This window comes from Streptomyces paromomycinus (assembly GCF_003865155.1).
In the GTDB taxonomy this organism is placed as follows: Bacteria; Actinomycetota; Actinomycetes; order Streptomycetales; family Streptomycetaceae; genus Streptomyces; species Streptomyces chrestomyceticus.
The window spans coordinates 2,016,608-2,035,772 of the sequence record NZ_BHZD01000001.1 but is presented as its reverse complement, the minus strand read 5'-3'; the positions used below and the strand labels follow the sequence as shown (position 1 = coordinate 2,035,772).

Sequence of the window (19,165 nt, the reverse complement as noted above, 5' to 3'; positions counted from 1 at the left end):
GCCCACCAAGCGCTGTCGGAGATCGCCTACATACGCGTCCGCCACTTCAACGGGTCGGTGCCTGGGGGGCCTTGATCGTAGATTCCCAGCCTTTCGGTGGGGACGGCTTCGCCTGGGAGCTCCACTTCTTGAAAGGTCCAGCGCTGGTTCTCGTCAGCGCGGTCTGCCAGGCCGACCCGGTGCTTGCGACCGTCCCAGAGCACGGTGACGAATTTGTCGCGGCGTGGCGCCGGCCAGATCCTTCCGTCGCCGGCCTCCCATTGGGTCTGACCCTTCTGGCCCCAGCCGATCAGGCCCAGATCGTCCGGACCGTACGTGATGGTGCTCTCGTTCCTGGGCCCGGCGTGGAGGGTGTACGCGGAGCGGATGTCCCTGTTGGCGTTGACCAGACACCAGGCTTCATCGAACGAGCGCCTCTCCCTGTCGTCGAAGAACCAGACCTCACCCCTCGTATTCTTGACGAGGCCGACGGCCAGGTGCTGGTCGTTGGTGTGGCTGTAGGAGCCTCCCCCTGCCATGTGACTGGCATCGACGTAGGTGGTGCCCCCGGACGCGGCGGACAGGCACACCCCGGTCTGCCTGTTGATGATGCGGAAGAACTTAGCGGTCGGAAATCCGTACCCCATGCCACTCCTGGTGATTTTCGAGTAGCCCTAAGTGACGGTTGGATCGTAGCAAGCATCCTCGCCGCCGCGCTCCGCATCCGGGCATCCCGCTCAGCGGCACCGCCAGAGGTGGCCAGGCGCACAATCCAGGAGACCTTCCGAAGGCCGTAGAACCTGGAAACTTTCCCCTGGTCCGTCAACCGGCGTCGGATCTCATGGGGCCGGAGCCTCCCCGAAGCCTCGGAACGCCCGGGTCCATGGGGCGCCCTCCGGACGTGTCGTCATTCGAACGTTTGACGACAGGCGGTAGGCCTTCTCGCTGGGATCACCGGGCGGACCAGAGGGAGATGCCTGACCAACGACCGGTTTATGCAAGCAAACCGGCCTAGGCTGCTCAACGGGCCTGCGCAGGAGCGCCGAGCTGTTCGGCCAGTCGCTTGAGTTCGGCCGTCGTGGCGGGCGAGGGGGCGTTGAGTCCGCTGTGCGCGGCCGTCGGGCTCTTCAGGAAGAGCCGGAGCGCGGCCACGAGAAGGCCTTGCGGCAGAACCCGCAACGCGGCGAACGCGCGGGGTACCGGCGGTGTCTCCAGCGCGGCGAGGTTGTGCCGCATGCGGTGGAGCATGCCCCGGACCGCGTCCGGGGCGTCGGCCAGCGCTGCCGGGCCGCCCGCCGCGTGTACCGCAAGCCCGAGCGGGACCTCGAACGCGGCGTGCGTCCGGAGCCAGGCATCCATCCGCGGCGCGGCCTTGGCGTTGATCCCGGCGCTACGGAACGTCGCCACGATCCGTTCCAGTCGCGGGGTGGTACGGCCGTCGGGCTCGCCGATCGGCATCGCGATCCGGCGGGTGACGAGGTCGCTCCTGCGGTAGCGGACGACGTCGCCGTCCATCGTGCCGCCCGTCGTGGGGAAGCCGAGCAGCACCCGCTCGTGTCCGATCACCGCGCCCAGCGTCCGCGGACCGGCGGCCCAGTTGAGCAGGAACAGTACGTCACCTCGGACACCGGCGAGTGATTCCAGCACCCCATCCACCTGGTGGGTGCGGACGAAGACGGTGATCAGGTCGTACTCGCCGTCCGGGTGCGCGACCACCGGTACCGGCACCCGCTCGACAACGGAGCCGTCCTCCTCGGCGAGCCGCACTCCGTGCCGGCGCAGGGCGGTCAGGCGCTCGCCCCGGGCGAGGAGCGAGACCTCGTGGCCGGCCTGGTGCATGCGGGCGGCGAACAGGCTGCCGCACACCCCGGCCCCGTACACGAGCAGTTTCAAGGCGGCCTTCTCTCATCGTTCGTCTCACTCATACGTTCGTTTCATTCAAACATATGTATAGTCTTTTGTGTGGCGCCATCAGACACTCGCACCCAGATCCTCGACGCGGCCGAGCACCTCTTCGCCGAGCACGGATACCGCGGCACCTCGGTCCGCGCGATCACCCGGCGCGCCGGGGCCAACCTGGCCGCCGTCGGCTACCACTTCGGCTCGAAGGCGGAGCTGATGGCCGCAGTCGCCCGCCGCGTGGTCGGGCCCGTCACCGCGGCCCAGTGCGCCGGGCTCGACGAACTGCTCGCCCGGACCCCCGAGCCACCGGTCGGCGAACTGGTGGCGGCCTTCGCGGGGCCGCTGTTCGACGAGATGCCGGCCGGTGACGAGGGCGGCGCCCGGACGTCCCGGCTGATCATGACGATCCTCAGCGACCCGGCCGAGGAGGCCCGCGGCTGGACCGGCCCGGCCGAGGAGTCGGTCCGCGAGCGTTACCTCACGGCCTTCGCGCGCGTGCTGCCCGGCCTTTCCCCGGAGGAGCTGTGGTTCCGGATGCGGGGGATCCTTGCCGTGACGGCCGTCGACCGCCTGGAGGCCCACCAGCAGCCGTCCCCCGGCTGCGTGCCCCCGGTGGCGGGCGAGGCGGCCCGGGGGTGGGCGATCACGTTCCTGACGGCGGCGATGAGTGCGCCACCGACTCGTACCTGACGGCCCGGGACAGACGCGGGCGGCGCGGGTGCGGCACTCGGCGCTAGCGGATGCCGCGCGCCAGCCAGGGCGTCAGGCCGGGGCCGGTGATCAGTTCCTTGTACGTCTCGTCACCGGGCAGCGGTAAGACCAGCCACTGACCCGGCGGAAACAGGCGGCTCTTGGTGAAGGCGAGCCCGCCGTAGACGGACCTGAGGAACGCGGGGACCACGTCACGGGGCAGGTCGTGGAACTCCACGCCGTCCACGGTGATCTTCGCGTCGTCCTCGGGGAAGAGCCGGACGCTGACCGACGGTGAGCCCGCCAGCTCCACGAACGCCTCGTGCGGCAGCGAGCCGTCGGGGTCGAACACGGTGAAAGGGGCCGCTGACGTGCGACGGGACGTACGGTCCGCGCCGATGTCGTCGGTGACCGACATCGCCAGGCCGAGTTCCCGCGCGATGTCTCGTATCGCGGTGACCGCGGCCTCGGTGGTCGGAAGGTGGGTGTGCGTCATGGATTCGATCATCCCTGACACCCGCCCAGCGGATCATCCCGGCTTGTGTACGCCTCGTGCGCCGAACCTGTCACCCCCCGCCACCGGCCCTGGCGCGTCCTGGCCGCGGCGGAGGAAAGTGTGCGCACGTTGTCCGTCCGGCACCGGGCGTCGGCCCGGCCGGGGGAGGAGTGCGGTATGGAACACGCAGAGTTGCGACGGCGGTTCGCGGCGCTGACCACGGCTAACCTGGCGGACGCGTGTCTGCGGGCCCGGACGCCGGTGCGCTGTGCGCCCCCGCCGCTGCGGGCGCTGGTGCCGGGTGCCCGGCTGGCCGGTCGGGTGCTGCCCGCCCGGCACGTGGGGAGTGTGGACGTCTTTCTCGAAGCGCTGGAGAGTGCCGCGCCCGGCGATGTGCTGGTGGCCGACAACGGCGGGCGGACCGACGAGAGTTGTGTCGGCGACCTGGTCGCGCTGGAGGCGCAGGCCGCCGGGCTGGACGGCATGGTCGTGTGGGGCCTGCACCGTGACACGGCCGACCTGCGGGAGATCGGCCTGCCGGTCTTCAGTCTGGGGGCGACACCGACCGGGCCGCGGCGCCTGGACGCCCGTCCGGACGGCGCCCTGGACAGTGCCACGGTGGGGGAGTGGTCCGTCGGCCGCGCGGATCTGGTGTTCGGCGACGAGGACGGTGTGCTCTTCCTGCCCGCCGCGGGCGCCGGTGAACTCCTCGCGATCGCGGAGTCGGTCCGCGACACCGAACGCCGGCAGGCCGACCGGATCCGGGGCGGCGAGCCGCTGCGCCGCCAGCTGGCGTTCGCCGCTTATCTCGCCGGGCGGCGGCGCGACCCCGCGCTGACCTTCCGCGCGCATCTGCGGGCCGTGGGCGGAGCCGTCGAGGAATGACGGCCCCGTGCCGCGTCACCCGTGATGTGTGCGGCGGAAAAGGCTCCCGCCGGTCAATTCTTCGGACACAGATGGGTGTGCACGGCCTGCAGAATCTTCTCCGCCTGCTCCGGGGTGAATTGGGTCGCCCCGGAGAAACGCTGCCGGGTCAGATCCACCTGCTTGGCGTGGTCCTTCGGGAAGGAATGGATCGCGCCGCAGGTGCTTCTGCCGCGGCTCACCGCGCGCTCCGGCTTCCCGTTCACGATGTCGCGGGATATCGCGTCGAGGGCGGCGGTGTAGCGCCGCTGGGTCGCGGTGTCGGGCTTCGGGGGGATGCCCAGCCGCGCCTCCGCGTCGGCGATCGCCTTGGACGGTGCCTGCTCCGACGGAGCGCCGGAAGCCGGCGGCGCGGCGGACGGCCGGCTCCCGCCCTTGGCGCCGCCCCCGCACGCGGTGAGCCCCGCGGCGGCGACGAGCGCGGCGGACCAGGCGACGGCGGTGCGGTGTTTCACGATTCTCCCCTGACCGATGAGCAATGACCCATGGCCGGTCACCGGTCATGGGTGACCGGTGACCGGTGGACATGAGCGGTCATTGTGACAGGGAAAATGGCTGGTGCTAAGGGGTGTTGGGGAAAAAATGAAGCTCGTTGTCTTCCGGTGTCGTGATGTGCCGCGTGGGGGGGCGGTCATTCCGCGAGCGCCGTCCAGAACATCAGCTCGTACTCCTGGAGCAGCCGGCCGTGCCGGTGCGCGAGGCGGGGTGTGACCCGCGAGGTGCCGAGACCGTGCCGTACCGCGTCGTGGGCCAGGGCGGCGAGTTCCGAGGCGGGTTCGGCGAAGAAGTCGAAGAAGGCGCACGCCGCTTCGGGAAAGGCGTAGCGGGTGCGCAGGGCGTGCGCGACGGTGGCGCAGTACCCGCCCCAGGCCGCGAAGTTGGCGGACAGCGCGATCACCACGTCGGCGGGCTCCGCCTCCAGCGCCAGCCGCGCCACGTACGACGGGTACGTCTGACACCCGGCCCGCGGCTCGTACTCCCGTAGCGCGTCGGCGTCGAGACCGCAGGCTTCCTCCAGCCCGCTCAGCGCGCCGAGCGCCATCGACTCGCCCTCGGCCAGCGCCTCGAAGAAGGCCGCCACCGGCGGGTCGCCGTCGGCGCGCCGCGCCAGGTGGCGGAAGCTGCCCCGGTCGGTGGTGATGATCTGGTGCTGTTCCAGGGCGAGCACGGTGAACACCTCGCGCGGCGCCTCGCCCGCGGCGATCCGCGCCACCAGCGGATTGTCCGCCGCGCCGGGCGCCAGTCCGCGCACCGCGGCGTCCAGGATGCCGTCGGCGGTGGGCGCTCCCGGCCGCTGCGGAGCGGCCGCGTCGTTCTCACCGGTCATGATCGTGCCTCCCCGCGTGCGGGCTGGTGGATGGACCTGCCGGGGCGCGTACGTACCGGAGAGTCTAGGGCGCCACGCGGCCCGCACCGGGGAGGCCCGCCGGTCAGCGGAGGGGCGCGCCGCCCTGCGTACGGCCCTGCCGGGTGGCTGTGCCGCGCTTGCCGCCGTCCTGTTCGGCGAGGGCGTCCGTGACGAAGGTGTCGATCACACCGTTGGCGACGAGGACGGGCACGCGCTTGCCGTTCATGTCGACATAGACGTACGACTTCGCGTCCGCGACCTGTGCCGCGAGCCGGGTCCGCAGCCGCTGGGCCGTCGCGTCGTCACCCGCGCGCGACGCCTGGACCATGCGCAGCGCCGTGCGGGCGGCGCCGCCCCACGCGGCGGTCGCGTCGAGCCAGGGCCCGCTGTCGGCGACGAAGCCGCGGTCGGGGAGGGAGTCGCGTAGCACTCCCGGTGCGCGCTGGAGCGTGCGCAGGGCCGCGTCCAGGGCCTTCGCGCTCCCGCCGGCCCAGAAACGGCGTACGGCGGCGGCCAGTTCGGGGGACTGCTGAGGGTTGAGGGCGGAGCCGTAGTGGGCGTCGGCGAAGGCGCGCAGGGCCCGTTCGGTGCGTGCGGAGCCGCCGGAGAGTTCCTTGAGCGCCGCAGCCCAGGAGGTGCGGGCGTCGTAGGCGCCGTCGTTCCACGCGTAGTCGGCGACCGTGAACAGGGCGATCTTGGAGGCGGCGGGCTGGATCATGGGGTTGGCGGTGATCCCCGCCAGCCGCCCGGGCAGCCCCTTCGCACGCCCGCTGAAGGGCCCGAGCAGCAGCCGATTCGTCACGTAGTCGTTGACGGGGTAGTTGTCCCAGGTCAGGATCGGGTGCCCGAAGACCTGCCGGGCCGCGTCTGCCTGGGCGACGGTCATCACCGGCGCGATGACCCCCACACCGGTCCACTCCACGAGCACGTCCGGGTCGAGCTGTTCCTTCATCGCCGCCTTGTAGGGCGTCGCCTTCACGTCGTAGTACTCGGTCGGCACCATCTGGAGCGGCTGCGCCCCCGCGTCCCGGTGGGCGGCGATGAACTCGCGGTTCACCCGGTTGAGGAGGTGTGCCTGGGCGCTTCCGGCGGCGCCTCCGCCGGTGCCGAACCGCTCTCTGTCGGCGGCGCAGTTCCAGTCCGTGTAGCTGATGTCGTCCAGCGGCACCGCGAAGGTCCGTACGCCGATGTCCCACAGCGTCTGGAACTTGCCGGTCAGCGCCTTGAGATCGGCGTCCGAGCTGTAGCAGACGGACAGGCCGGGGGAGAGCGCGTAGCTGAACTCGACGTGCCGGGCCCGCGCGCGGTCGACCAGTTCCTTGATCTGCGCGAGCTGCTCCGCCGGGTAGGGGGAGCGCCACTTCTCTCGCAGGTACGGGTCGTCCTTCGGCGAGTAGACGTACGTGTTCATCTTGTGCGCGCCGTAGAAGTCGAGCTGGTCCAGGCGCGCGGCGTGCGACCAGGGGGTGCCGTAGAAACCCTCGATGACGCCGCGCAGCGGGGTGGCGGGCCAGTCGCGTACGGCGGTGCCGCGTATGCGGGCGCCGGGGCGGTCGCGGTGCGGGAGGAGCTGGCGCAGTGACTGGGCGGCGTAGTACGTGCCGGTGGCGTCCGCGCCGGCCAAGGCGATCCGGCCGTCACCGACGGCGAGGGCGTACCCCTCGGCGGGCAGCCCGGCGGTGCCGCGCGCGCCGAGGTCCGCCAGGGTGCGGTCGGCGCCCGGGCCGTCCACGTACACGGTCAGGCCGTGGCCCGCCTTCCCGGCCCGTACGACCCGGTCGGCGCCGGCTCGCTTCAGTGACCGTTCGACGACCTCCAGCGCCGGTCCGTCGGCCTTCGGGCCGGCGACGACCGTGACGGTCGGGGTGATGGTGACCCGGCCGCCGAGGGCGCGGACGGACTGCGGTGCCGGGCTGATGGCAGGCCCGGCGGACGGCGGTCTGTCCCGTCCGCCGCCGTCCCGCTGACCGGCGGCCCCGGCGGGCGGGCCGGTCAGCGGGACGGCGGCCAGGGCCAGGGCGAGGGCGGCGGTGGCCACGGTGCGCGTACGGTGCATCCTTCGAGTCCTCCTCGGTGCCACGAGGTGCGCGGATCTGCCGTGGTGCGTGCGCTGCGAGCGACAGCAGGGTTCACCCGTGGCGGGCGGAGGACAATGGACTTTTGCGCCGGGTGGAGGGATGTTCCGATGGGGCCCCGGTGTGCACCGGGGGTGTGCCGGCAGGACGTCGGTGGCGTCCCGCCCGGTGGCCCGGGCGATGGCGTCCCGTTCGAAGATCCGGGCGGCGGCGCCTCAGCGGTTCTTCGCGATGATGAAGATGATGCTCATGAAGGCCAGCAGGACATGGGTGGCCACGACGTAGATGAAGACGCGCACGTAGACGCCGCGCGGCGGCTTGTTCTCCACGTACTTGCGCGCGGGGGCGGGGGCGGTTTCGGGGACGGCCTGGGGGGTCGGGTCGTCGGACATGGCAGAGGTTCCTTCCTCGGTCACAGGCCGCGGCGCGGAGCGGTGTCGCCGAGGCACAGCTCGGCCGCGCCGCTCTGCAGCAGCGTGTGGACGAACAGCAGCTCCGTGCCGCCTCGGGTGGCGGCGGCGATGCGGTGCGGGGTCAGCGAGTCGAAGTGGGCGGCGTCACCGGGGTCGAGGACGTGGGCCGTCTCGCCGAGCGTGAGCCGCAGCCGCCCCTTGAGGACGTAGAGCCACTCCTCGCCCGGGTGCACCCGCACCAGGTCGCCCTGCGCGCGCTGCGGCACATGCACCCGCAGCGCCTGCATGGCCCGTCCTGCGCCGCCCAGGGTCCAGTACGTCCAGCCGCCCGCCTCGGACGGCTCGGCGCGGCCGGCCCGGATGACCGGGTCCCGTTCCGGCGCCGTCTCGCCCAGCAGATCGGATACCGTTGTTCCGTACATACGTGCCAGGGCGAGCAGCATCGGCAGCGACGGCTGGCGCTGGTTGGTCTCCAGCCGCGACAGGTGCGCGGGCGACAGGCCTACCCGCCGGGCGGCGGTCTCCAGCGTGAGGCCGGTACGGCGCCGCAGCTCGCGCAGCCGGGGCGCGACGGAGGGCAGGTCCTCGGGCAGTTCGCCGGTGGCGGGCTCGGCAGCGGTGTCGCTCATGTACCCGGTATAGCCAGGTTTCGCCTCTCGGGCAAAAGTTTTGCCTCACAGGCAAGTGGATCATTTCCGGGCGTTCCGCTCGCTCGGCCGGGTGGTTTCCGGTGAACTCATGGGAAACATCCGCTCCTTGGCATTGACAGGTACCTGTCTACGCGCGTCATGCTGGGTCCATGAAGATCCCCCCACGCATCACCCGGTTAGGCGCCGTCGGCGCCCTCGCGTCGGCCCTCCTCGTCGGCGGGCCCGCCATCGCAGCCACACCCACCACGACGGCCGCCGCCCCCGTGGCGCACACGGCCACCGTCCGCCCGGCCGCGCACATCAACGCGGTCGGCGACATCTGCTACTCGAAGCTTCCCTCGCAGGCCCACGACACGCTGGGCCTGATCGCCAAGGGCGGCCCCTTCCCGTACCCGAAGGACGGCACGGTCTTCAGCAACCGGGAGGGCATCCTCCCCAAGCAGCAGAGCGGCTACTACCACGAGTACACCGTGAAGACGCCGGGCTCCCCGGACCGCGGAGCCCGGCGCATCGTGACCGGTGAGAAGAAGAACGAGGACTACTACACCGCCGACCACTACAAGTCGTTCGACCTGGTCGACCGGAGCTGCTGAAACGATCGGCCGGCAGGTGCCGACGTGATCGGTCAGTGGCTGCGGAAACGATCAGCCGACAGCTGCTGAAACGATCAGCCGGTCGGCGCGGCGGAGGCCGGGGCGGTGTCCCGGCCTCCGCCGTCGCCCGTTCAGCCGCCGCTGCCCTCGCCCCGGTCCCGGGCCCGGTGCTCCGCGATCAGCAACGGCGTGGGCGAACCGGCCGCCCAGGGGCTGGTGGAGGAGGCGGGCGTGGTCGGCTCGGACGACGGCGCTGTCGTGCACGGCCAGACCGTCGGCTGGGACGCCGTGCCGCTGCAAGCCATGCTGCGCGCCTGCGGCCCGCCCCTCACCGGCCTGCCGCTGTTCCTCGACAACGGCGCCAAGGCGCTGGGCCGCGCCGAGATGAGGTTCGGCGCCGGACGCGGCGCGGACAACGCCGTCATCACGCTCATTGGCCCCGACGTCATCACGCCTATCGGCCCCGGCGCCTGGTGGTGTCCGACGGCATGCCGTACCGCGGTGCCGCCAGCAGCGCGGGCGAGTGGGGGCACCTCGCGATGCGGGTCGGCGGGCGCCAGTGCCGCTGCGGGGCGCGCGGCTGCCTGGAGGCGTACGTCGGCGCCCAGGCGCTGCCGGAACGGTGGTGGGAGACGGGGCGGACGGGGCGCGAGCGGGCGGGGGCCGGACTGCTCCTGGCACCCGGCTGCTGCCCTCCGTACGGGCCGCCGCGGCAGCGTACGCGCTCCGCCGCCCCTTCACGCGCACCGTCATCGAACCGGGGCAGCTCGGCCCCGAAGCCGTCACCGTGGGTGCCGCGGCCCTGCCGCCGGGCCGGTTCCCGGCGTTCGGTGGGCACCGGGACGTACCCCCGCGAGAGGATTGTCAGTGGTCCCCGGTAGCGTTTCGGTAGAAACGACGAATGGGCGGGCAACGGTGGCAAAGGGACCGGGAGGTGTGGTCACCTGCGACGCTGCACGGCCCAGGAGACGCCGTGTGCCCGGCCGTTCCGCGGGCGTACCGCGACGGGTTTGGCGATGGAGACTAAGGAAGGCGGCGAACTGCCGTGTACCGCTGGGAGATCACCCGGGCCGCTCTGGCGCAGCGTGTTTTCGCCGTCGTGCGCAGCGAGACCTACGACGAGGCCAGCGCCACCGCTGACACCCTGCTGTCCGCCGGGATCACCAGCCTGGAGATATCGCTGACCACGCCGTTCGCGCTGGAGGCGGTCACCACCCTCAGCCGCGAGCTGGGCAACGACGCCGTCATCGGCGCCGGCACGGTCCTGGACGCCGTCTCGGCGCGGATGGCGGTGGACGCCGGCGCCCGCTTCCTGGTCTCGCCCAGCCTCGACGCCGAGGTCATCCGCACCGGCCACCGCTACGGCGTACCGGTCTTCCCGGGCGTCGCCACCCCCACCGAGATGGTGCGCGCCCTGGAGCTCGGCGCCGACGCGCTCAAGCTCTTCCCCGCCTCCGCGCACCGCCCGGACTGGCTCCGTGACGTACGCGCCGCCCTGCCGCAGGCGCCGGTGCTGCCCACCGGCGGGGTGACGGTCGAGACCGCGCCCGAGTGGATAGCCGCCGGCGCGGTGGCCGTGGGCATGGGCACGGCGCTCTCGGAAGGCGACCGCGAGACGGTCGCCAAGCGCGCCGCCGACCTGCTCGCCCGCCTCGCCGACGCCGCGCCGCAGCCGTCCGCCGGGCCGGGGACGCCGGGCCTCTACGAAGTCTGAGGCCCGCCCGCGGCAGTACCGCAGGCGAAGCACTCCGTACGGAGGATGCCGGGGCCCCCGGCTCCTCCGTGGGGCCGATGCCGCCCGTCCCCCGTGAACGTACGGTGACGAAAACGTCTACGAGGGGCGGACAGACCATGCCGGAAATCATCGACCTGAACGCATATGGCCCGGATTTCGTCGCCGACCCCCACCCGTACTACGCCAAGCTGCGCGCCCAGGGCCCGGTCCACCGGGTCCGCGTCGCCGAGGCCGACGCCATGGACGTATGGCTCGTGGTCGGTTACGAGGAGGTGCGGGCCGCACTGGCCGACCCCCGCCTCGCCAAGGACTGGACCCGCTCCGCCGCTCCCCTCCTGAGCCCCGACGAGGACGCCGAGTGGCGCCTGATGAACATGCTCGACGCCGACCAGCCGCAGCACACCCGCCTGCGCAAGCTGGTGGCCCGCGAGTTCACCACCCGCCGCGTCGAGGCGCTGCGCCCGCGCGTCCAGCAGATCACCGACGAACTCCTGGACACCATGCTGGCCGCCCCCGACGGCCGCGCCGACCTCGTCGAAGCGCTCGCCTTCCCGCTCCCGATGACCGTCATCTGCGAACTGCTCGGCGTACCCGACATCGAGCGGGAGACCTTCCGCGTCTGGTCCAACGAACTGGTCTCACCGACCAGCCACGAGGCGGCGATGGCCGCCGCCCGCGACATGGCCGCGTACCTGGACGGCCTGATCGAGGCCAAGCGGCGGTCGCCGGGCGAGGACCTGCTGAGCGCTCTGGTGCGCACGAGCGACGAGGACGGCGACCAGCTCTCCCAGCAGGAACTCCTCGGCATGGCCTTCCTGCTCCTGGTGGCCGGCCACGAGACCACCGTCAACCTGATCTCCAACGGCGTACGCGCGCTGCTCCGGCACCCCGCGCAACTGGCCGCCCTGCGCGACGGCTTCTCCCTCCTCGACAACGCGGTGGAGGAGATGCTGCGCTACGACGGCCCCGTGGAGAACGCCACCTGGCGGTTCGCCACCGAGCCCGTCGAGATCGGCGGCACGGTCGTCCCGGCCGGGGACATCGTGATCGTCGGCCTGGCGGCGGCCGGCCGCGACGCCGAACGCTTCGAGGCCCCCGACACCTTCGACATCACCCGCGAGACGCGGGGCCACGTCGCCTTCGGCCACGGCATCCACTTCTGCCTCGGCGCCCCACTGGCCCGTATGGAAGGCCGTATCGCGGTCCGCACCCTCCTGGAGCGCTGCCCCGGCCTGGCACTGGACGCCGGCCACGACGCGCTGACCTGGCGGCCGGGCATGACGATCCGCGGACCCCAGCAACTGCCGGTGCGCTGGCGCTAGAACGGTACGGCCGGCCGGCCGGTTGGAAGCGCGGCACGGCGAGGTGCGGGGCCCGCGCTGAGCCGCGGGCTCCGCACCGGCGTGACTACTCCGTCGTCTCGATCGGGCCCGGGTACTCCAGCGTCCAGGTCTCCTGGAACTCGGGCTCCGGCGTCACGAGTTCGGGCTGCGCGCCACGGTGCCCGGCACGCAGGGCGAGCCCCTTGTCCGACAGGATCTTGACGCCGCCGAGGACCGCCTCGAAGGTGAACCGCGCCCACTCGGGACGCGGCACGCTGTTGACGTAGACCTCGTCCTCGGGCACGACGATGCCCGCGGCAGGCTGGTAGGCGAGGTGGATCACGTACGGCGAGCCGGCCTGGGTCTCCTGCCCGGCCTCGGAGCGGTCGGTGATCCATTCCTGCTCGATCGGGAGCGGGTTGGAGCGGTCGGTGATGACGGGGGTGCCGTGCTTGACGGCGTACTTGGTGGCCGTCAGCAGACTGCTGGGGCCGATGACGTGCGCGTGGATCTTGTATGTGCCGGGCTGGACCGGGAGCGGAGCCATCAACGGACGTCCTCTCTCACGGAGCGCGTCGAGCGATGACCGTGCGCGACCGGCACAGGCTTCCCACCCTCGCCACGCGGCAGTCCGGCACACAGGGTGAAATGCGGCCAAGCCGACTACGGCGCGGACAGTTCGGTCACGGTTGCGAGCGTGAAGGCATGTCGCTGGGCGCATCGACCGGACGTGCCCGCCGCACCCGCCCGCCGGGCCGCAGGCGCGCACCACCCGGGACGAAGAGCGCGGTCAGCGCCGCGACGGCCGCGAACGCGCCGCCCGCGTCCGTACCGCCGACCTGGCCACGCGGACATTCCTGCTGATGAACCACACCTGCGCCCAGTGCGAGCTGATGGGCCGGGAGTTGCGGTCGGCGGGGCCCGGCCGGCCGTGACGGACTTACTGAGCGTGGAGGCCCTCAAGCGCTGCGCCGCTGCCGATCCCGGTGTGGCGCTGCTGCCCGCCGTCGCGGTGGCGGACGGGGCGGCGCGCGGCGAGGTGGCGCGCGGCGAGGTGGCCGTGCCGCCGTGGACCTGTCGGCCCGCGCTCGGCGTCCACCTCGTACGGCACAAGGACCGGAGCCCGGCCGCGGCGCTCACCGCCCACCCCGGCATCGCCCGTGAGCACTGGGCCGCCGAGGCGGGGTGAGGGCCGGGGAGTCGTCCCACCAGCCGGTCGCGCCCTTCACTCCCGTCCGGCCCTCTGCCACGCTGACGGCCCGTTCCGCCTGTTTCCGCCCGTCGCCCACGCCCCCGCCGCGTACAGGAGCCGCCCCATGCGCCGCGCTGTAATCCTCTCCGTCCTGACCTGCGTCCTCGCCCTCACCACGGCCGCACCGACGACCGCTCCGGTGGCCCGGACCACCCACCCGGACCGGCCGGCCACCGCCGCGCACCCCACGCAGCACCCCGCTCCCGTCCCCGCCTCCCTCCTCGACATCATTCCCCGTCGCGGTGTCCTCCGCGTCTGCACCACCGGCGACTACCGCCCCTTCACCCACCGCGACCCCGCGTCCGGGGCGTACCGCGGCGTGGACATCTCGATGGCCCGCGACCTGGCCCGGAGTCTGGACGCCGAGCCCAAGTACGTGCCCACGACCTGGGCGAAGCTGGTCGACGATCTGGCGGCGGGGCGCTGCGACATCGCCATGGGCGGCGTGTCGATCACTCTGCCGCGTGCCCGGAAGGCGGCCTTCAGTGAGCCTGTCCGCACGGACGGGAAGACCCCCATCGTCCGCTGCGCGGACCGGGACACGTACCGGACGCTGGACGAGATCGACCGCCCCGGCGTCACCGTCGTCGTCAACCCGGGCGGCACCAACGAACAGTTCGCCCGTTCCGTCATCAAGCGCGCGACCATCAAGCCGCACCCCGACAACACCACCATTTTCGACGAGATCATCGCGGGCCGGGCGGACGTGATGATGACCGACGCGAGCGAGACCCGCTACCAGTCCAAGATCCACCCTGAGCTGTGCGCGGTCCATCCCGACCGGCCCTTCACTTTCTCCGAGAAGGCATACGCCGTACCGCGCGCCGACTTCCCGTTCAAGGCGTACGTGGACCAGTGGGTCCACCTGGCGAAGCACGACGGCACGTACAGGAAGTACGAGGACGCCTGGATGGCGAAGTGAGGGGAAGACGGTGGTGGTGATGGTGACAGAGGTGGTGACAGAGGTGACAGGGGTGATAACAGTGGCTGAAAGTGCTGGTACGTACCAGCACCGGACGTGATTGTCCGGACAATGTGACCTCTGGACTTCCCGTCATCTTCGCGGCCGGATACGCTCCCGCCCGTGGGGAAACGCGATACAGACTCCAAGGGCGCCGAGAGCCCCGTCCGGTTCAGCGTGGACCGGAGCAGCCCGGTCCCGCTGTACTTCCAGCTGTCCCAGCAGCTGGAAGCGGCGATCGAGACCGGCAAGCTGGCCCCCGGCAGCCTGCTCGGCAACGAGATCGAGCTGGCCGGACGCCTCGGGCTGTCCCGGCCGACGGTCCGCCAGGCCATCCAGTCGCTGGTGGACAAGGGGCTGCTGGTACGGCGCCGCGGCATCGGTACGCAGGTCGTGCACAGCCAGGTCAAGCGCCCGCTGGAGCTGAGCAGCCTCTACGACGACCTGGAGGCCGCCGGGCAGAAGCCCGCCACCCGCGTGCTGCTGAACACCACGACCGAGGCCACGGCCGAGGTCGCCGCCGCGCTCGGGGTCGCGGAGGGCGCCGAGGTGGCGCTCGTCGAGCGGCTGCGGTTCACCCACGGTGAGCCCGTCGCCCACCTGCGCAACCATCTCCCCGCCGGGCTGATCGATCTCAGCACCGAGCGGTTGGAGGAGACCGGCCTGTACCGCCTGATGCGGGCGGCCGGCATCACCCTGCACAGCGCCCGTCAGTCCGTCGGCGCGCGCGCCGCGACGGCCGGGGAGGGGGAGCGCCTCGGCGAGCCCGAGGGCGCGCCCCTGCTGACGATGCAGCGTACGACCTTCGACGACACGGGCCGCGCGGTCGAATTCGGCTCACACGTCTACCGCGCCTCGCGGTACGCCTTCGAGTTCCAGCTGCTCGTACGGCCCTGAGTGCGCCGCGCGCCGGAGAGGCGGTATCTCGTACGGCCTTGAGCGCGCCGCGTGCCGGAGGTCCGATACCTCGTACGGCCCTGAGCTGCCGCTGTGCCGCACGCCGGAAAACCGGCCGCCCGGACCACGCCGGGTAAGAATGTTCTGACAAAGCATTGACGGGGCTCGGTGCGCGCCGCTAGAACTCCTCCAGCCGCCGTCGGGCGGCACGGGAGAGAGGGCGGCCCCATGAGGCGTACCGCGCGCACGGCCCGTACCACCGGCGAGCCCCGGACCGTCCGTGTCCGCCAGGCCCGGCTCCCGGTGATCCGGCGCTGACCGCCCCGGGCCGCCGGAGTACCCGGGGCGCGGGACCCGATGACCCCACGCGGAACAGGCGTAACGGATACTTGGGCGGCCGGGACCGATCATTTTCGGCCCAAACCCGGCACAGCGCCCCGGGCGCACAGTGACAGCAGCAGCAACAGCAACGAGAAGGGCTCGACCTCGTGGCAAGGGTTCGGACAGGGGTACGCGCGGTGACCGCGGTGCTGGCAGCGGTGCTCGCCGCGTCCCTGGCGGGGTGCAGCAGCACCGGCGGCAAGCGCGCCGAGGAAGCGCGCGCCGCCCAGACCGCGGGCGGCAAGGCGGCCGTCAACACCCCGAGGTGGACCTTTGCCATGGTCACCCACTCGGGCGACGGCGACACTTTCTGGGACATCGTGCAGAACGGCGCCCGGCAGGCCGCCGACAAGGACAACATCAAGTTCGTCTACGGGCACGACAAGGAGGCGCAGCGGCAGAGCCAGCTGGTGCAGTCCTACATCGACCAGAAGGTGGACGGGCTGATCGTCACGCTGGCCAAGCCCGACGCCATGAAGGACGTGGTCGCCCGGGCCGAGAAGGCCGGCATTCCGGTGATCACCGTGAATTCCGGCGCCGAGGCGTCCAAGGCCTACGGCGCCCTGACCCACATCGGCCAGGACGAGACGGTGGCCGGCGAGGCCGTCGGCGAGGAGCTGAACGAGCGGGGCCGCAAGAAGGCGCTGTGCGTCCTGCACGAGCAGGGCAACGTCGGCCACGAGCAGCGCTGCGACGGCGCGCGGAAGACGTTCAAGGGCGAGATGCAGAAGCTGTACGTGGAGGGCACCAACATGCCCGACGTCCAGTCCACCATCGAGGCCAAGCTCCAGTCGGACCGCGGCATCGACTCCGTGGTGACGCTGGGCGCGCCGTTCGCGCCGACCGCCGTCAAGGCCAAGGAGCAGGCCGGCAGCGACGCCGAGATCGACACCTTCGACCTGAACGCCAAGGTCGCCGACGGTCTGAAGGACGGCTCGCTCGGCTTCGCCGTCGACCAGCAGCCGTACCTCCAGGGCTACCAGGCCGTCGACCTGCTGTGGCTCTACAAGTACAACGCCGACGTCCTCGGTGGCGGCAAGCCGGTCTTCACCGGCCCCCAGGTGATCACCAAGAAGGACGCGGCGGCCCTGCAGGAGTACACGAAGCGGGGGACCCGATGAGCACCGCGGAGACCCCCGTGAAGGACAGCGGACCGCGGGGCGGCAAGGGGTCGGACGAGCGTCTGGTGCACCGTTCACCGGCGCGCCGCCTGATGAGCCGTCCCGAGCTGGGCGCGGTGGTCGGCGCCGCGGCCGTCTTCCTCTTCTTCTCCTTCGCCGCCGACACGTTCCTGCAGGCGTCCAGCCTCTCCACCGTGCTGTACGCGTCGTCCACGATCGGCATCATGGCCGTGCCGGTGGCGCTGCTGATGATCGGCGGTGAGTTCGACCTGTCGGCCGGTGTCATGGTCGTCAGCTCGGCGCTGGTCTCGTCGATGTTCAGCTATCAGATGACCGCGAACGTGTGGGTCGGCGTCGGGGTGTCCTTGCTGGTCACCCTGGCCATCGGAGTCTTCAACGGCTTCCTGCTGACCCGTACCAAGCTGCCCAGCTTCATCATCACGCTCGGTACGTTCTTCATGCTGACCGGCCTCAACCTCGGCTTCACCAAGCTGATCAGCGGCACCGTCTCGACGAAGTCCATCGCCGACATGGAGGGCTTCGACTCGGCCCGGGCGCTCTTCGCCTCCCATCTGAGCGTCGGCGGGGTGGACATCCAGGTCACCATCCTGTGGTGGATCGGCCTGGTCGCGCTCGCCACCTGGGTCCTGCTGCGCACCCGCGTCGGCAACTGGATCTTCGCGGTGGGCGGTGGCTCCGACGCCGCGCGGGCGGTCGGCGTCCCGGTCACCAAGACCAAGATCGGCCTGTACATGGGGGTCGCGCTGGCGGCCTGGATCTCCGGGCAGCACCTGCTGTTCTCGTACGACGCGATCCAGTCCGGCGACGGCGTCGGCAACGAGTTCCTCTACATCATCGCCGCCGCGGTCGGCGGCTGCCTGATGACCGGCGGCTACGGCTCGGCGATCGGCGCGGCCGTCGGCGCCTTCATCTTCGGCATGGCCAGCAAGGGCATCGTGTACGCCCAGTGGAACCCGGACTGGTACAAGTTCTTCCTCGGAGCGATGCTGCTGCTGGCCACGCTCCTGAACGCATGGGTCCGCAAGCGCGCGGAGGCGACGAAATGAGCAATCCGGACAAAGCTCCGGGCGGGATTCCGGGTGAGGCGCCGGACAGGGATCCGGGCGAAGCGCCGGACAGGGATCCGGACGAGGCGCGGGACAAGAATCCGGACGAGGCGCGGGACAGTGATCCGGGTGACAACCCGGGCGAACCCTTGAGCAGAACCCCGGACGAAGCCCCCGACAAGCCCGCGGCCGGCGCCTCGCCCGCCACGGACGCCTCACCCGCCATGGACGCCCCACCGGCCACCGACGCCCCGTCGGCCGCCGACACCGCCCCGCCCCTCGTGGAGCTGGCGGACGTCAGCAAGTTCTACGGCAACGTCAAGGCCCTGGAAGGTGTCTCGCTGGAGGTGCACGCGGGGGAGATCACCTGCGTGCTCGGTGACAACGGCGCGGGCAAGTCCACCCTCATCAAGATCATCGCGGGGCTGCACCAGCACGACGCGGGCCGCTTCGCGATCGAGGGCGAGGAGACCCGGCTGTCCTCCCCGCGCGAGGCGCTGGACCGCGGGATCGCCACCGTCTACCAGGACCTGGCCGTCGTCCCCCTGATGCCGGTCTGGCGCAACTTCTTCCTCGGCTCCGAGCCCACCAAGGGCGTCGGCCCCTTCAAGCGGCTCGACGTCCAGCTGATGCGCGAGACCACCCGCGCCGAGCTGCTGCGCATGGGCATCGACCTGCGCGACGTGGACCAGCCCATCGGCACCCTCTCCGGCGGCGAGCGGCAGTGCGTGGCCATCGCCCGCGCTGTCTACTTCGGCGCGAAGGTGCTGGTCCTGGACGAGCCCACGGCGGCGCTCGGCGTCAAGCAGTCCGGCGTCGTCCTGAAGTACGTCGCGGCCGCGCGGGACGCCGGGCTCGGCGTGGTGTTGATCACCCACAATCCGCACCACGCCTACCTCGTGGGCAACCGTTTCGTCCTCCTCAAGCGCGGGACGATGGCCGGCCGCCACACCAGGTCGGAGATCGCCCTGGACGAGCTGACGCGCCAGATGGCGGGCGGCAGCGAGCTGGAACAGCTCAGCCACGAGCTGGCCCGCGCGCCCGAGCCCAGCCACCTCGGCGGCCACCCCACGCACTGAGCGGGGCGGCCACGGGCGGTGGCGCGGGTTCCGAAGGGCCCGCGCCGCCATGCGCCGGGTACCGCTGTTAGGGCACAATCGCACCGGACCGTGCACGTCACCGCCGCCGGCACGGCCACCGCGCGCCCTCGGGGCCCGGCCCCGCGAGCGCCCGTATGCGTACGGCACCGTACGAGCGGGACCCGTATGCGTACGGCACCGTACGAGCGGGACCCGTACGCGTACGGCACCGCACGAGCACGACACCGGACCACGCACGCCCGAGGCCCCGGCCTCCCGA

22 protein-coding genes are annotated in these 19,165 nt (G+C 71.8%); 12 read left to right on the top strand and 10 right to left on the bottom strand.

Annotation, left to right across the window (positions count from 1 at the left end):
* Nucleotides 1-26: 26 nt before the first annotated feature.
* Both OEIGOIKO_RS08115 and OEIGOIKO_RS08110 read right to left on the bottom strand, forming a co-directional pair.
* Nucleotides 27-626: a hypothetical protein gene (locus OEIGOIKO_RS08115; protein WP_125053251.1), complete on the bottom strand. Its 600-nt coding sequence runs from the start codon at nucleotides 624-626 to the stop codon at nucleotides 27-29.
* A gap of 373 nt (nucleotides 627-999) precedes the next feature.
* Nucleotides 1,000-1,872, bottom strand: coding sequence for a ketopantoate reductase family protein (locus OEIGOIKO_RS08110; protein ID WP_125053249.1), 873 nt, complete (start codon nucleotides 1,870-1,872; stop codon nucleotides 1,000-1,002).
* A 69-nt stretch (nucleotides 1,873-1,941) separates the two neighbouring features.
* Here OEIGOIKO_RS08110 and OEIGOIKO_RS08105 point away from each other — a divergent pair, with 69 nt between their 5' ends.
* Nucleotides 1,942-2,571 (top strand): TetR/AcrR family transcriptional regulator, encoded by a 630-nt coding sequence (locus OEIGOIKO_RS08105; RefSeq protein ID WP_125053247.1) that lies wholly within the window; start codon nucleotides 1,942-1,944, stop codon nucleotides 2,569-2,571.
* 43 nt (nucleotides 2,572-2,614) lie between these two features.
* Here the strand turns inward: OEIGOIKO_RS08105 and OEIGOIKO_RS08100 are convergent, their stop codons facing one another.
* Nucleotides 2,615-3,067, bottom strand: a complete 453-nt coding sequence (locus OEIGOIKO_RS08100) for a hypothetical protein (protein WP_125053245.1) — start codon at nucleotides 3,065-3,067, stop codon at nucleotides 2,615-2,617.
* 177 nt (nucleotides 3,068-3,244) lie between these two features.
* On the opposite strand from OEIGOIKO_RS08100, the gene OEIGOIKO_RS08095 reads away from it, so the two are divergent.
* Entirely contained in the window at nucleotides 3,245-3,952 is a 708-nt protein-coding gene (locus OEIGOIKO_RS08095; protein ID WP_125053243.1) for an RraA family protein, read from the top strand.
* A gap of 53 nt (nucleotides 3,953-4,005) precedes the next feature.
* Here the strand turns inward: OEIGOIKO_RS08095 and OEIGOIKO_RS08090 are convergent, their stop codons facing one another.
* The 5 genes from OEIGOIKO_RS08090 to OEIGOIKO_RS08075 all read right to left on the bottom strand — a co-directional run bounded on the left by OEIGOIKO_RS08090 (nucleotide 4,006) and on the right by OEIGOIKO_RS08075 (nucleotide 8,456).
* Entirely contained in the window at nucleotides 4,006-4,446 is a 441-nt protein-coding gene (locus OEIGOIKO_RS08090) for a DUF732 domain-containing protein (protein WP_125053241.1), read from the bottom strand.
* Nucleotides 4,447-4,622: 176 nt separating this feature from the next.
* Nucleotides 4,623-5,318 (bottom strand): heme oxygenase-like domain-containing protein, encoded by a 696-nt coding sequence (locus OEIGOIKO_RS08085; RefSeq protein ID WP_125053239.1) that lies wholly within the window; start codon nucleotides 5,316-5,318, stop codon nucleotides 4,623-4,625.
* 103 nt (nucleotides 5,319-5,421) lie between these two features.
* Nucleotides 5,422-7,395, bottom strand: a complete 1,974-nt coding sequence (locus OEIGOIKO_RS08080) for a beta-N-acetylglucosaminidase domain-containing protein (RefSeq protein ID WP_125053237.1) — start codon at nucleotides 7,393-7,395, stop codon at nucleotides 5,422-5,424.
* Between the two features lie 234 nt (nucleotides 7,396-7,629).
* Nucleotides 7,630-7,806 carry a DUF6126 family protein gene (locus OEIGOIKO_RS41505; protein WP_170251647.1) on the bottom strand — a complete coding sequence of 59 codons (177 nt, stop codon included), beginning with the start codon at nucleotides 7,804-7,806 and terminating at the stop codon, nucleotides 7,630-7,632.
* A 20-nt stretch (nucleotides 7,807-7,826) separates the two neighbouring features.
* The gene (locus OEIGOIKO_RS08075; protein WP_125053235.1) at nucleotides 7,827-8,456 is read right to left on the bottom strand and encodes a helix-turn-helix domain-containing protein; all 630 of its coding nucleotides are present in this window, start codon (nucleotides 8,454-8,456) and stop codon (nucleotides 7,827-7,829) included.
* A 170-nt stretch (nucleotides 8,457-8,626) separates the two neighbouring features.
* On the opposite strand from OEIGOIKO_RS08075, the gene OEIGOIKO_RS08070 reads away from it, so the two are divergent.
* Entirely contained in the window at nucleotides 8,627-9,070 is a 444-nt protein-coding gene (locus OEIGOIKO_RS08070) for a ribonuclease (protein ID WP_125053233.1), read from the top strand.
* A 131-nt stretch (nucleotides 9,071-9,201) separates the two neighbouring features.
* Here the strand turns inward: OEIGOIKO_RS08070 and OEIGOIKO_RS41500 are convergent, their stop codons facing one another.
* Entirely contained in the window at nucleotides 9,202-9,375 is a 174-nt protein-coding gene (locus OEIGOIKO_RS41500; RefSeq protein ID WP_170251420.1) for a hypothetical protein, read from the bottom strand.
* 183 nt (nucleotides 9,376-9,558) lie between these two features.
* Here OEIGOIKO_RS41500 and OEIGOIKO_RS43865 point away from each other — a divergent pair, with 183 nt between their 5' ends.
* The 3 genes from OEIGOIKO_RS43865 to OEIGOIKO_RS08055 all read left to right on the top strand — a co-directional run bounded on the left by OEIGOIKO_RS43865 (nucleotide 9,559) and on the right by OEIGOIKO_RS08055 (nucleotide 12,127).
* Nucleotides 9,559-9,951, top strand: a complete 393-nt coding sequence (locus OEIGOIKO_RS43865; protein ID WP_371858898.1) for an ROK family protein — start codon at nucleotides 9,559-9,561, stop codon at nucleotides 9,949-9,951.
* A gap of 164 nt (nucleotides 9,952-10,115) precedes the next feature.
* A complete protein-coding gene (locus OEIGOIKO_RS08060) occupies nucleotides 10,116-10,784 on the top strand; it encodes a bifunctional 4-hydroxy-2-oxoglutarate aldolase/2-dehydro-3-deoxy-phosphogluconate aldolase (protein WP_125053231.1) in 669 nt (222 codons plus the stop codon).
* Between the two features lie 137 nt (nucleotides 10,785-10,921).
* Nucleotides 10,922-12,127: a cytochrome P450 family protein gene (locus OEIGOIKO_RS08055; protein WP_125053229.1), complete on the top strand. Its 1,206-nt coding sequence runs from the start codon at nucleotides 10,922-10,924 to the stop codon at nucleotides 12,125-12,127.
* A gap of 85 nt (nucleotides 12,128-12,212) precedes the next feature.
* On the opposite strand, the gene OEIGOIKO_RS41495 is transcribed toward OEIGOIKO_RS08055, so the two are convergent.
* Nucleotides 12,213-12,674: a hypothetical protein gene (locus OEIGOIKO_RS41495; protein WP_170251645.1), complete on the bottom strand. Its 462-nt coding sequence runs from the start codon at nucleotides 12,672-12,674 to the stop codon at nucleotides 12,213-12,215.
* Between the two features lie 384 nt (nucleotides 12,675-13,058).
* On the opposite strand from OEIGOIKO_RS41495, the gene OEIGOIKO_RS41490 reads away from it, so the two are divergent.
* From OEIGOIKO_RS41490 to OEIGOIKO_RS08025, 6 genes are all read left to right on the top strand, one after another.
* Nucleotides 13,059-13,316 carry a type 2 periplasmic-binding domain-containing protein gene (locus OEIGOIKO_RS41490; protein WP_170251644.1) on the top strand — a complete coding sequence of 86 codons (258 nt, stop codon included), beginning with the start codon at nucleotides 13,059-13,061 and terminating at the stop codon, nucleotides 13,314-13,316.
* A gap of 127 nt (nucleotides 13,317-13,443) precedes the next feature.
* Entirely contained in the window at nucleotides 13,444-14,301 is an 858-nt protein-coding gene (locus tag OEIGOIKO_RS08045) for a transporter substrate-binding domain-containing protein (protein ID WP_125053225.1), read from the top strand.
* Nucleotides 14,302-14,463: 162 nt separating this feature from the next.
* Entirely contained in the window at nucleotides 14,464-15,237 is a 774-nt protein-coding gene (locus OEIGOIKO_RS08040; RefSeq protein ID WP_125053223.1) for a GntR family transcriptional regulator, read from the top strand.
* 488 nt (nucleotides 15,238-15,725) lie between these two features.
* Nucleotides 15,726-16,739 (top strand): sugar ABC transporter substrate-binding protein, encoded by a 1,014-nt coding sequence (locus OEIGOIKO_RS08035; RefSeq protein WP_371858897.1) that lies wholly within the window; start codon nucleotides 15,726-15,728, stop codon nucleotides 16,737-16,739.
* Nucleotides 16,736-17,806, top strand: a complete 1,071-nt coding sequence (locus OEIGOIKO_RS08030; RefSeq protein ID WP_125053221.1) for an ABC transporter permease — start codon at nucleotides 16,736-16,738, stop codon at nucleotides 17,804-17,806. The genes OEIGOIKO_RS08035 and OEIGOIKO_RS08030 overlap by 4 nt, the downstream gene beginning before the upstream one ends.
* Nucleotides 17,807-18,030: 224 nt before the next feature.
* Nucleotides 18,031-18,885, top strand: a complete 855-nt coding sequence (locus OEIGOIKO_RS08025) for an ATP-binding cassette domain-containing protein (RefSeq protein ID WP_125058569.1) — start codon at nucleotides 18,031-18,033, stop codon at nucleotides 18,883-18,885.
* Nucleotides 18,886-19,165: the final 280 nt, after the last annotated feature.

What these genes read in the sequence shown, in the direction of transcription:
- OEIGOIKO_RS08115 (WP_125053251.1), bottom strand. Translation starts at nt 626, where the DNA reads ATGGGGTACGGATTTCCGACCGCTAAGTTCTTCCGCATCATCAACAGG.
- OEIGOIKO_RS08100 (WP_125053245.1), bottom strand. Translation starts at nt 3,067, where the DNA reads ATGACGCACACCCACCTTCCGACCACCGAGGCCGCGGTCACCGCGATA.
- OEIGOIKO_RS08095 (WP_125053243.1), top strand. Translation starts at nt 3,245, where the DNA reads ATGGAACACGCAGAGTTGCGACGGCGGTTCGCGGCGCTGACCACGGCT.
- OEIGOIKO_RS08085 (WP_125053239.1), bottom strand. Translation starts at nt 5,318, where the DNA reads ATGACCGGTGAGAACGACGCGGCCGCTCCGCAGCGGCCGGGAGCGCCC.
- OEIGOIKO_RS08080 (WP_125053237.1), bottom strand. Translation starts at nt 7,395, where the DNA reads ATGCACCGTACGCGCACCGTGGCCACCGCCGCCCTCGCCCTGGCCCTG.
- OEIGOIKO_RS41505 (WP_170251647.1), bottom strand. Translation starts at nt 7,806, where the DNA reads ATGTCCGACGACCCGACCCCCCAGGCCGTCCCCGAAACCGCCCCCGCC.
- OEIGOIKO_RS08075 (WP_125053235.1), bottom strand. Translation starts at nt 8,456, where the DNA reads ATGAGCGACACCGCTGCCGAGCCCGCCACCGGCGAACTGCCCGAGGAC.
- OEIGOIKO_RS08070 (WP_125053233.1), top strand. Translation starts at nt 8,627, where the DNA reads ATGAAGATCCCCCCACGCATCACCCGGTTAGGCGCCGTCGGCGCCCTC.
- OEIGOIKO_RS41500 (WP_170251420.1), bottom strand. Translation starts at nt 9,375, where the DNA reads ATGGCTTGCAGCGGCACGGCGTCCCAGCCGACGGTCTGGCCGTGCACG.
- OEIGOIKO_RS43865 (WP_371858898.1), top strand. Translation starts at nt 9,559, where the DNA reads ATGCCGTACCGCGGTGCCGCCAGCAGCGCGGGCGAGTGGGGGCACCTC.
- OEIGOIKO_RS08055 (WP_125053229.1), top strand. Translation starts at nt 10,922, where the DNA reads ATGCCGGAAATCATCGACCTGAACGCATATGGCCCGGATTTCGTCGCC.
- OEIGOIKO_RS41495 (WP_170251645.1), bottom strand. Translation starts at nt 12,674, where the DNA reads ATGGCTCCGCTCCCGGTCCAGCCCGGCACATACAAGATCCACGCGCAC.
- OEIGOIKO_RS08045 (WP_125053225.1), top strand. Translation starts at nt 13,444, where the DNA reads ATGCGCCGCGCTGTAATCCTCTCCGTCCTGACCTGCGTCCTCGCCCTC.
- OEIGOIKO_RS08030 (WP_125053221.1), top strand. Translation starts at nt 16,736, where the DNA reads ATGAGCACCGCGGAGACCCCCGTGAAGGACAGCGGACCGCGGGGCGGC.
- OEIGOIKO_RS08025 (WP_125058569.1), top strand. Translation starts at nt 18,031, where the DNA reads ATGGACGCCCCACCGGCCACCGACGCCCCGTCGGCCGCCGACACCGCC.